General features: G+C 47.4%; 9 protein-coding genes. 6 read left to right on the forward strand and 3 right to left on the reverse strand.

Annotated features, from left to right (window positions below):
- Positions 1-113 precede the first annotated feature (113 nt).
- Positions 114-2,747 (reverse strand): DNA topoisomerase (ATP-hydrolyzing) subunit A, encoded by a 2,634-nt coding sequence (gyrA, locus tag AC6R0S_RS15015; protein ID WP_487903143.1) that lies wholly within the window; start codon positions 2,745-2,747, stop codon positions 114-116.
- A gap of 282 nt (positions 2,748-3,029) precedes the next feature.
- Here gyrA and ubiG point away from each other — a divergent pair, with 282 nt between their 5' ends.
- From ubiG to yfaE, 4 genes are all read left to right on the forward strand, one after another.
- Positions 3,030-3,737, forward strand: a complete 708-nt coding sequence (gene ubiG, locus AC6R0S_RS15020) for a bifunctional 2-polyprenyl-6-hydroxyphenol methylase/3-demethylubiquinol 3-O-methyltransferase UbiG (protein WP_500638300.1) — start codon at positions 3,030-3,032, stop codon at positions 3,735-3,737.
- 465 nt (positions 3,738-4,202) lie between these two features.
- A complete protein-coding gene (nrdA, locus tag AC6R0S_RS15025; RefSeq protein ID WP_500631147.1) occupies positions 4,203-6,485 on the forward strand; it encodes a class 1a ribonucleoside-diphosphate reductase subunit alpha in 2,283 nt (760 codons plus the stop codon).
- A gap of 73 nt (positions 6,486-6,558) precedes the next feature.
- Positions 6,559-7,692, forward strand: coding sequence for a class Ia ribonucleoside-diphosphate reductase subunit beta (gene nrdB, locus AC6R0S_RS15030; RefSeq protein WP_500631148.1), 1,134 nt, complete (start codon positions 6,559-6,561; stop codon positions 7,690-7,692).
- Positions 7,692-7,970: a class I ribonucleotide reductase maintenance protein YfaE gene (gene yfaE, locus AC6R0S_RS15035; RefSeq protein ID WP_487903141.1), complete on the forward strand. Its 279-nt coding sequence runs from the start codon at positions 7,692-7,694 to the stop codon at positions 7,968-7,970. The genes nrdB and yfaE overlap by 1 nt, the downstream gene beginning before the upstream one ends.
- Positions 7,971-8,159: 189 nt before the next feature.
- Here the strand turns inward: yfaE and AC6R0S_RS15040 are convergent, their stop codons facing one another.
- Together AC6R0S_RS15040 and AC6R0S_RS15045 are read right to left on the reverse strand one after the other, a co-directional pair.
- Positions 8,160-8,411 carry a hypothetical protein gene (locus tag AC6R0S_RS15040; protein WP_487903140.1) on the reverse strand — a complete coding sequence of 84 codons (252 nt, stop codon included), beginning with the start codon at positions 8,409-8,411 and terminating at the stop codon, positions 8,160-8,162.
- 229 nt (positions 8,412-8,640) lie between these two features.
- The gene (locus AC6R0S_RS15045) at positions 8,641-9,882 is read right to left on the reverse strand and encodes a CinA family nicotinamide mononucleotide deamidase-related protein (protein ID WP_500631149.1); all 1,242 of its coding nucleotides are present in this window, start codon (positions 9,880-9,882) and stop codon (positions 8,641-8,643) included.
- A 179-nt stretch (positions 9,883-10,061) separates the two neighbouring features.
- Between AC6R0S_RS15045 and AC6R0S_RS15050 the strand changes: the two genes are divergently transcribed.
- Together AC6R0S_RS15050 and AC6R0S_RS15055 are read left to right on the forward strand one after the other, a co-directional pair.
- Positions 10,062-10,952, forward strand: coding sequence for a DUF3943 domain-containing protein (locus AC6R0S_RS15050; protein ID WP_500631150.1), 891 nt, complete (start codon positions 10,062-10,064; stop codon positions 10,950-10,952).
- A gap of 192 nt (positions 10,953-11,144) precedes the next feature.
- Entirely contained in the window at positions 11,145-11,657 is a 513-nt protein-coding gene (locus tag AC6R0S_RS15055; RefSeq protein ID WP_500631151.1) for a glycine cleavage system transcriptional repressor, read from the forward strand.
- Positions 11,658-11,707: the final 50 nt, after the last annotated feature.

Below are 11,707 nucleotides of genomic sequence, written 5' to 3' on the forward strand. Positions count from 1 at the left end.
CATCAATTAGCTAAACTATTGTTATAACGATATATTTTTGACGTCATTTTTTAATCGATCAAAAAAGCCGAGGGGTTAACCTCGGCTTTCTCTATCAACGTAACAGAGTAAGATTACACTTGCTCGTCATCACCGTCATTCACATCCGGTGCGTCAGTTGGCGCGCTCACTTGTGCTGACTCATCTTGCTCAGCATCTTCGCCATCGATGATGTCTGCTTGTTCGATTTCATCGATACGTTGTAATCCAACGACCGATTCATCTTCAGCGGTGCGGATCAGAGTCACACCTTGTGTGTTACGACCGACTTGGCTCACTTCCGCCACACGAGTACGTACCAGTGTACCGGCATCGGTGATCATCATCATCTCATCGCCTTCTTCTACTTGAACAGCGCCAACGACTGGGCCGTTACGTTCAGAGACTTTGATAGAGACAACACCTTGGGTCGCGCGACCTTTAATTGGGTATTCCGCCAATTCAGTACGCTTACCGTAGCCGTTTTGCGTCACAGTGAGGATATCGCCTTCGTTCGCAGGAACGATCAGTGACACCACTTGGTCATCATCCGCTAGCTTCATACCGCGCACACCTGCTGCGGTCCGGCCCATCGCACGGACTTTATCTTCACTAAAGCGCACCACTTTGCCCGCTTTAGAGAACAGCATAATGTCGCTTTCGCCGGTAGTGATATCCACACCAATCAGTGAATCGTCATCACGCAAGTTCACTGCAATCAGACCATTTGAACGAACATTGGCAAATTGATCCAGTGACGTTTTCTTCACTGTACCATCGCCTGTCGCCATGAAGATGTATTTGTCTGCCGAGAACTCATCAACTGGCAAAATAGCGGTAATACGCTCTCCCTCTTCAAGAGGCAGAATATTAACGATTGGCTTACCACGTGCTGTGCGTGTCGCTTGAGGCAATTGGTACACCTTCAAACGGTAGGTCTTACCGCGAGTCGAGAAGCAGAGAATATTGTCATGCGTATTGGCGACAAGCAGACGCTCAATAAAGTCTTCTTCCTTCATCTTGGTGGCGCTCTTACCTTTACCACCACGACGCTGAGATTCGTAATCACTCAGTAGCTGATACTTCACATAGCCTTCGTGAGACAGGGTTACCACTACGTCTTCACGAGCAATCAGCTCTTCCATGTCGATGTCATGGGTAGCCGCTGTGATTTCTGTACGACGAGGATCGCCGTAACCATCACGTACCGCTTCTAACTCTTCACGGATGACTTCCATCAAGCGCTCAGTGCTAGCCAGGATGTGCATAAGCTCCGCGATTTCATCTAGAAGTGCTTTGTACTCATCAAGAATCTTCTCGTGCTCTAGACCGGTTAGACGGTGTAAACGAAGTTCTAGAATGGCTTGCGCTTGAGTTTCTGTTAGGTAGTACAGACCATCACGGATACCGTATTGATCTTCTAGCCATTCTGGACGTGCGGCATCAGTACCAGCACGCTCAAGCATTGATGCAACGTTACCCAAATCCCAACCACGCGATACCAAGCCCACTTTCGCTTCTGCTGGTGTTGGTGCGTTTTTGATCAGCTCAATAACTTCATCGATGTTTGCAAGCGCAAGGGATAGCGCTTCAAGGATATGCGCACGTTCACGTGCTTTGCGTAGTTCGAAGATAGTACGACGAGTGACCACTTCACGACGGTGGTCAACGAAGCACTTCAACATGTCTTTTAGGTTGAATAGCTGTGGCTGGCCGTTATTTAGAGCCACCATGTTGATACCGAAAGTCGTTTGCAGCTGAGTCTGTGCGTAGAGGTTGTTGAGCACCACTTCGCCTACTGCATCGCGCTTACATTCAATCACAATGCGCATGCCGTCTTTATCAGACTCGTCACGCAGTGCACTGATGCCTTCCACTTTCTTATCTTTAACCAACTCAGCAATCTTTTCGATCAGACGAGCTTTGTTCACTTGATAAGGAATTTCAGTGACAATAATGGTCTCTTTGCCATTCTTCTCTACTTCGATTTCCGCTTTAGAACGCATGTAGATCTTGCCGCGACCGGTTTTGTACGCGTCTACGATGCCTTTACGGCCACTGATGAGCGCCGCAGTTGGGAAATCAGGACCCGGAATGTAGTCCATAAGCTCATCAATCGTGATTTCTTCATTATTGATGTAAGCCAGGCAGCCATCAATCACTTCGCCTAGGTTGTGAGGCGGAATATTGGTGGCCATACCTACCGCGATACCAGAGGCACCGTTCACCAGTAAGTTAGGAATTTTTGTCGGCAGTACCGCAGGAATTTGCTCTGTGCCATCATAGTTTGGCACGTAATCTACGGTTTCTTTGTCTAGGTCAGCGAGAAGTTCGTGGGCAATTTTTGCCATACGTACTTCGGTGTAACGCATTGCTGCTGCGGAGTCACCATCGATAGAACCAAAGTTACCTTGGCCATCAACAAGCATGTAGCGCAATGAAAACGGCTGAGCCATACGTACGATAGTATCGTACACAGCACTGTCACCATGAGGGTGATATTTACCGATAACGTCGCCAACAACACGGGCAGATTTTTTGTATGGTTTATTCCAATCATTACCTAGTACGTTCATCGCGAATAACACGCGGCGGTGTACAGGCTTTAGGCCATCACGCACATCTGGAAGAGCACGACCAACGATGACTGACATCGCATAGTCTAGGTAGGAACCTCGCAGCTCATCTTCAATGTTTACGGGCGTGATCTCTTTAGCTAGATCGCTCATAGAGCCATTATCCCTCTATTTATAGATCGTATGTACAATACGTTTAAGGTGCAAAAATATAACACACAAATCAATAGTTCGGCATTACTTTCCCTCTCGTTTTATCAGGTTGTGAGCTTGGTTGTGAATCAAACGCTGAGAAATTGCACACTCATGAATTATCTTGCTGATTAATGACTACTTTTTAGCCAGCCATACAGAAAAGTGCGCCCTTTCATGGTGCCAAGGAGATGATTGAGTATAATGTCGCCCAATAACCTAGGTATGGATACAGAGATGACTATGAGCCAATCACAAAACGTCGATCCAAAAGAGATAAAGAAATTCGAAGATATGGCATCACGTTGGTGGGATTTAGAAGGCGAGTTTAAGCCCCTTCATCAAATCAATCCCCTACGCCTACAATATGTGCTCGACAAGGCCAGTGGGCTGTTTGGCAAGCGTGTGTTGGATGTCGGTTGTGGCGGCGGCATCTTAGCTGAGAGCATGGCGAAAGAAGGCGCGGAAGTGACCGGTCTCGATATGGGCAAAGAGCCCCTTGAAGTCGCTCGCTTGCACGCCTTGGAAACCGGCACTCAGGTAACCTACATTCAGAGTACCATTGAAGACCATGCGCAAACCCATGCCCAAAGTTACGACGTTGTGACGTGTATGGAAATGCTTGAGCATGTTCCTGAGCCTCTTTCCGTTGTCCAATCTTGTGCTCGCCTCGTCAAGCCGGGTGGTCACGTTTTCTTCTCGACACTTAACCGCAATATCAAGTCTTATCTTTTTGCGATTGTCGGTGCGGAGAAGCTCCTCAAAATCGTGCCGGAAGGCACCCACGAGCATGAGAAATTTATTCGCCCATCTGAGCTTATCAAGATGATTGATCAAACGGATCTTACTGAACTCGGCATTACCGGGCTACACTACAATCCGCTCACTGATCGCTATCGATTAGGCACTAATGTTGACGTGAACTACATCGTCCACACCCAAAAACGTTGATCGACGAACCCCGTCAGCGCACAACATCTAGTGGTCATGTCCTAGGCGGTAGCACAAGTTCACCGCCTTTTTAGGTCGATTTTTGTGCACGTGATTCCATTTTAAACACATCAAAAAACGCAGAAAAAAATTAACAAAGATCAAGGAATTTTTTTTTGTTTATGGTTACTTCTAAACCGATTCCAAAACGGTAATTTTGTACAATCTTGTTTGCCCTTTCCTCATCGGTTAGTAGTCACTTACTGTTTTTTCTATTTTTGTCAGTTATCCACAAGTCATCCCAAAACTGTAACTTGAAAACCGTCTTCGATAGCTCTATCTTGTAACCCGCACATCGATGCACCCCTATATATTGTGTTTGTACTACAATGTATAGAATGATTTTGATCACAAAGCTGGAATCAATTTTACAAGAATTACATATAAACACGGCTTTAATCAGTTTTGTTAGGGAAATGAAGCAGAATGAACCAACAACTCACCGTTACTAAACGTAATGGCAGCAAAGAAAACATTGATCTGGACAAGATCCACAGAGTGATTACCTGGGCAGCAGAAGGCCTTGATAATGTCTCTGTGTCGCAGGTAGAACTTCGCGCTCACATCCAGTTCTACGATGGCATCACCACTTCTGATATCCATGAGACCATCATCAAGTCAGCCGCTGATCTTATCTCAGAAGAGACGCCAGATTATCAATACCTCGCCGCTCGCTTAGCCGTCTTCCATCTGCGTAAGAAAGCGTACGGTCAATATGAGCCACCAACGCTGTACAACCACGTTGCGCGTCTTGTCGATATGGGTAAATACGACCAGCACATCCTAGAGGACTACACTAAGTCCGAGCTAGATGAGCTTGATGCTTACATCGACCACCGCCGCGATCTCGACTTCTCTTATGCCGCTGTGAAACAGCTGGAAGGTAAGTATTTCGTTCAAAACCGTGTGACAGGGGAAATTTACGAGAGCGCTCAATTCTTGTACATCCTTGTGGCAGCGTGTTTGTTCGCAAACTACCCGAAAGAGACGCGCCTTGACTACATCAAGCGATTCTACGATGCGACGTCGACATTTAAGATTTCTCTGCCTACTCCAATCATGTCGGGTGTACGTACCCCAACGCGTCAATTTAGTTCATGCGTACTGATTGAGTGTGGCGACAGCCTTGATTCGATCAACGCAACCGCAAGCTCCATCGTGCGTTACGTATCACAACGTGCCGGTATTGGTATCAATGCAGGTCGAATCCGTGCTCTGGGTTCAGAGATCCGCGGCGGTGAAGCGTTCCACACTGGCTGTATCCCGTTCTACAAATACTTCCAAACCGCCGTCAAATGCTGTTCTCAGGGTGGCGTTCGTGGCGGCGCAGCAACCGTCTTCTATCCAATTTGGCACCGCGAATCTCAGACACTGATGGTGCTAAAGAACAACCGCGGTGTCGAAGAGAACCGTGTTCGTCACATGGACTATGGCGTTCAGCTTAACCGCTTGATGTACCAACGCTTGGTTCAAGGTGGCAACATCACCCTATTTTCTCCTTCTGATGTCCCTGGGTTGTACGATGCATTCTTCGAAGATCAGGATGAGTTCGAACGTTTGTACGTTAAGTACGAAAACGATCCATCGATTAAGAAGGAAACGGTGAAAGCCATCGATATGTTCTCTATCTTGATGCAAGAGCGCGCATCCACAGGCCGTATTTACATTCAGAACGTCGACCACTGTAATACGCACAGTCCTTTTGACGCCAGCGTTGCGCCGGTTCGCCAATCGAATCTGTGTCTTGAAATCGCCTTGCCGACCAAGCCACTGAGCAATGTTGAAGATGATTCTGGCGAAATCGCGCTCTGCACGCTTTCTGCTTTCAACTTGGGTGCTATCCAGTCACTGGATGACTTCGAAGAGTTGTCTGACTTGGTCGTACGTGCACTTGATGCACTGCTTGATTACCAAGACTACCCATTACCAGCGGCGTATAAGTCCACCATGAACCGCCGTACACTCGGTGTGGGCGTCATTAACTACGCTTACTACCTCGCGAAAAATGGCGTGAAATACTCGGATGGCAGCGCCAACGGACTGACGCACCGCACTTTTGAAGCGATGCAGTACTATCTACTTAAGGCGTCCGTTGCACTGGCGAAAGAACAAGGCAAATGCCCATCGTTCCACGAGACCAACTACGCGAAAGGCCTCATGCCTATCGATACGTACAAGAAAGACGTGGACTTAGTGTGTGATGAACCTCTGCACTACGACTGGGATGGCCTACGTGAAGAGATCATGACACACGGTCTGCGCAACTCAACATTAACCGCGTTGATGCCTTCAGAGACCTCATCTCAGATCTCTAACGCCACCAACGGTATTGAGCCACCGCGTGGTTATGTCTCTGTCAAAGCCTCTAAAGACGGCATCTTGAAACAAGTAGTGCCTGACTTTACTGCGCTTAAGAACAACTACGAACTGCTTTGGAATATTGGTTCAAACGACGGTTACTTGCACCTAGTGGGTATCATGCAGAAATTCGTTGACCAAGCGATTTCCGCGAACACTAACTACGACCCAAGCCGTTTTGAAAGTGGCAAAGTGCCAATGAAGAAACTGCTGCAAGACCTTCTGACTGCGTACAAATACGGCGTTAAAACCCTGTACTACCACAACACGCGTGATGGCGCGAGCGACGACCAAAAAGACGCCGTTCAGCCGCAAGACGACGATTGTGCAGGCGGCGGTTGTAAGATCTAACGCTTACTAGGATTTGCAACGTTTAACCAAATTAATGCCCCGAGTCTCGGGGCATAAAAGGAATTGAGGCATCATGGCTTACAGTACTTTTAACCGAACTAAAAATGATCAACTCAAAGAGCCTATGTTCTTGGGCCAATCTGTCAACGTCGCTCGCTACGACCAACAGAAATTTGAGATATTTGAAAAACTGATCGAAAAACAGCTTTCTTTCTTTTGGCGTCCAGAAGAAGTCGACGTGTCGAGTGACCGCATCGACTACAACAAACTGCCAGAGCATGAAAAACACATTTTCATTTCCAACCTGAAATACCAAACGCTACTTGACTCGATCCAAGGTCGCAGCCCTAACGTCGCGCTGTTGCCTTTGGTCTCTTTGCCAGAAGTCGAAACGTGGATCGAGACTTGGTCGTTCTCTGAAACGATTCACTCACGCTCTTACACGCACATCATTCGTAACATTGTGAATGATCCAGGTCTCGTGTTTGATGACATCGTTGAAAACGAGCACATCTTGAAGCGTGCGGACGACATCTCACGCTACTACGATGATTTGATTCAGATGACCAACGACTATCACCGTTTTGGTGAAGGCACTTATCAGATCAAAGGCGAAGAAGTCACGGTTTCTCTACACAATTTGAAGAAGCAACTTTACCTCTGCTTGATGTCTGTCAACGCATTGGAAGCCATTCGCTTCTACGTGAGCTTTGCTTGTTCTTTTGCATTTGCAGAACGTGAACTGATGGAAGGTAACGCGAAAATCATTAAGTTGATTGCTCGTGATGAAGCGCTACATTTGACTGGCACCCAACATATGATCAACTTGCTTCGCAATGGTCAAGATGACTTCTCATTTATGCAGATCGCAGAAGAGTGTAAGCAAGAGTGCTTTGACCTGTTTAAAGCCGCGGCGGAACAAGAGAAAGAGTGGGCTGAGTACCTGTTTAAAGACGGTTCTATGATCGGCTTGAACAAAGACATCCTCTGCCAATACGTTGAGTACATTACTAACATTCGTATGCAAGCTGTCGGACTGAGCGCCGCTTATCCAAATGCGACATCGAACCCGATCCCTTGGATCAACGCTTGGTTATCATCAGATAATGTCCAAGTCGCACCGCAAGAAGCGGAGATCTCATCGTACCTTGTCGGTCAGATTGACAGCGACGTACGTGCTGATGACTTCAAGGACTTCGAACTGTAATGCCCAGTATCAAAATCAACGCGATTACCACCATCCAATCCAATTCGTCCAACACGATATTGGAGACGATGGAACAGGCCGGACTGGAACCTGAATATAACTGTCGAGATGGACACTGTGGAGCGTGCCGCTGCACCTTGGTCTCAGGCGAGGTGGAGTACGTTGGTTTTGCGATGGCTTATACACAGGGTGATGAAATTTTGCCTTGTATATGCAGAGCAAAGTCGGATGTGGAAGTGGCTGACGTCAATTATCGCCTTAAGGAAAAACGCGCTTAACAGCGATTGGTGAGCGCATACCGATTGACATCAAGCACCATCCTATTCCCAACAACATTAAGGCCAGCGTCATGCTGGCCTTACTCTTTACTGCTGTTATCAATTTTGACACTTCATATCCAATCTTCAACAGCCGAAACTGAATCACTGAAAAGACCAGAGCAACCCAGAGAGCTATCGAGATTGAGGTTACATCTGAAGACGAATACCGGACAAAAACTCATCGGCGGTCATCATGGAGACGGGTTTGTCACCAATCTGTCTTCCGTCATCATCAAACAGTGAAAGTCGATAGCCCAAACTCTCTCTAGGTGTGAGCTCTTCTGGGGCATTGAGCCACATAGAAATCACATCGTGATGCTCATCACTGAGCGCTTCACCAAGAAATACTTTCTGGCTCGCCACTTGATACCAGATAAGGATCTTCGATTGATTAAACATGTCACTCTCCTTTGCAACACCCTGCCGAATTTCCAGTTTACGATCAATTTTGTTAAATGCACGTTGCAAAAGTAAGACAAACAGCGCTTCTATTGAAAATCATCCGTTTAACCATTAGAACGATTTCTTCTAAAAGGTTTAATTCTGAGGGAGTAAAAAATAAACTTACTTTTCATAAAGATAAGGAGAAGTGACACAGTGAGTCATTTGACAGACTCACTGTTATTGACTAACTCTCGAGCGCATTTCGTGGCACGAACAGCTCTTTTTCACGAGATAACGAGCTGTATTTCGCAAACAGGGGCTTCGCTGACAAATAGCGTCTGAGCATATCTGCAGCCGTGGTCGTAATGATCGTAATTTGATCCTGACGGCCATATTGGCGATTGAACTTCAACGTCTGCCCCCATTCACCTTCGGGGCTAGAGAGCGCGAGGGAGAATACTCCCTCTATGACCTTGCCCGTCACAATAGCGACATCCGTCGCGCATTTCTCGCGAGTCGCCCCCGCCAAGGCGAACGCCGCCGCTAATGAATCCTCTTTTTGCTCGCCCACCGAGACCGCATGACCAATCACCCAGCCATGACCACAGTATTGCGCTGCCTCGGGCTCAGCGTGCAACCACTGAGATAGCGCGCCAAACGTCGATTGCTCGGCGGTCGCAATCGATGATTTACGCTCTTCGATTAAAAACGCGACATGCTTTTGCATGGTTTCATCTACCGACACCACACTAGGTTCAATGAGATTAAAGATCAGTTGCAGTAGCTTAACCCGTGTCTCTAGCTCTCCTTTCGGGCCAAAGAGTTTGACCTCAATAAAAGGCAGGTAAGACCGATAGCCCAGAGTGTACCCCTCAGGTAATGACACTTTATCGAGCGTGTCAGACAACGCCGATTCGGACGTGCCAAACGTATAGAGTCGACTGCATTCGTACCCCTGCACTTGAGGGTGCTGCTGTTTTAAATCAGGCAAGATTTGCTCTTTGACCATGCGCTTAAATTCACTCGGCACACCCGGTGTAAAATAAAACACGCAGTCATTGATCACGACCTTAAACCCACACGCTGTGCCGATAGGATTGTCGAGTAAGACACTGCCTTTAGGTAACATCGCTTGCTTGCGGTTACTTTCGGGCATTGCCATGTTGCGGGCAGCAAAAAAGGCCGTCAACTTATCAAGCCACTCGGGATACAGCACAAGCTCCACATCTGCAGCCAACGAAGCTGCGTGCGCGCTTAAATCATCGCTGGTTGGTCCGAGGCCGCCATTAACCACCACCACGTCATAGTTAAAGCTCAACATCAACAGCTCTTCCACTAGGGCACTTTCTTCATCACCAACGGTAGAACGTTTAGCTAGTGAAAATCCGTGTGTAAAGAACTGCTCAGACAGCCAAGCGGCATTGGTGTCGACGATGTCTCCGTGGAGCACTTCTTCCCCAGTACTTAACATGGCAATTTTTAACATATGAATTCCTTTATTTGGTAGCGTCAGCGCGTGAAACTTATCTTTTTGTTATCGCTCTATAGTGACAGACATTACTAATATCACCTAGTTTCTTATTTATGACATTTACTGGTTTGCATTCTCCCCTCTATAAGGGATAATTGTGAGCGCGATCAATATAACAACCCTTTGGAGTTCATGTGTTTAGAAAAAGCGTGGGTGCACTATTATTAACGGCGTCGTCTTATGCCGCAGCAGGAAGCCAACATGATATTCAGCCGATAGAGTTGAGTTATATCCCTGCCAAGCCCCATACCTTCTACGCGCACTCATACCAATACCAAAGCGGTGATCCTTTTACCTTAAGTCTGAACGCAAATGAGCTAGAACTCTCCGAGCCTCCTCGCCCACGCTATCTAACGGTGCAAAGTGAGAAAGACTGGGATTACTTGATGGGCCAAACCTACACCATTTTAGGCCTCAGCGTCGCCACTGTCGGTCTGATGACTCTACTGCCTGAGTCCATCACTAAGTGGGATGAAGAGAGTCGTGACCTGAGTAATTTGGGTAAGAAGTGGAAAGACAACGTCTCTGATGGTCCAGTTTGGGATCGTGACGAGCATTTTCTCAATTACGTCATGCACCCTTATTTTGGGGGTGTCTACTACACTGCGGCGCGTCACGCTGGATTCAATGAGTTTGAGTCCTTCCTCTATTCCGCTACGATGTCAGCGTTTTTCTGGGAGTACGGGGTGGAAGCGTTTGCGGAAGTGCCCTCTTGGCAAGATCTGTTCATCACCCCATTCTTTGGCGCCGTGGTTGGTGAGATGATGTTTGAAGCAGAACAAAGTATCGTCGCCGATGGCGGTGAAGTGTTCGGGTCCCAAGGCATGGGGGACTTAACACTGTTTTTCTTGAACCCCGTTGGCCATATTCATGGCTGGGTGACTGACGCCTGGGGCGGCAGCGCAGAGTGGCAGTACGTGAGCAATCCGTGGTTTGGTAACCAAGAGGCCGCGACGTTTGCCCTCAATTCAGGCGCAACCTATGACCCCGTCTTTTACGGCTTTGAGCTTAAAGTGACGTTTTAAACCCAACGTCTCGTGTTCACACTTCTTCATCGAGCGACGCCATGCGTCGCTTTTTTGTGTCAGAAGTACCAATATTCTCAATTTCAACAATGTATTAGCTTGAAAAATTGACCTAAGTCAAACCTCAACTTTACCGCGATCCTACACTGAAATGAGACGATATGTTTTCGTCCAAGAACGCAGGAGGCACTTATGACTCACACATTTATTGTCAATTTTGTTGGTAAAGCGACGCCAACCACAATCAAAAACCTCGCGGCCATTACCCATGAGAACGGCGGTAAATGGCTGATTAGCAAAGTGAACTTTATTGAGGATCAAGTCGCAGCCGTGATCAAAGTCGATGTCCCGGTGGAGAACGTAGACACCGTCAAAGCCGCATTCCAATCTTATGATGAGTTGTTGGTACAAATTGTCGACTCAGACACAGCGGCTCATGCCTCGGATGCGATTTATCAAATCCGTTTAGACGCTAACGATCGCAACGGCATCGTTAATGAGATCACTCACGTACTGGATGGTCAAGGTATTAATATTCTCGACATGGATTGCCAACGCGTCTTTATTGCGGGCGGTGGCGGAGTGAGCTCGAGTTTGTTCACCGCCAACATGGCAATTCGATTGCCACAGGAGATCAGCATTGACGATGTGGCCAACGAACTCGAATCGCTGAGTGAAGATACGCGCGTCATGGTCGAGTCCTAATTGGACTGTCACCGCCTCAATTAATAGAAAAGCCCCGTTTGGGGCTTTTT

The sequence above is a fragment of the Vibrio sp. R15-SG3-ISO1B genome (genome assembly GCF_059833835.1).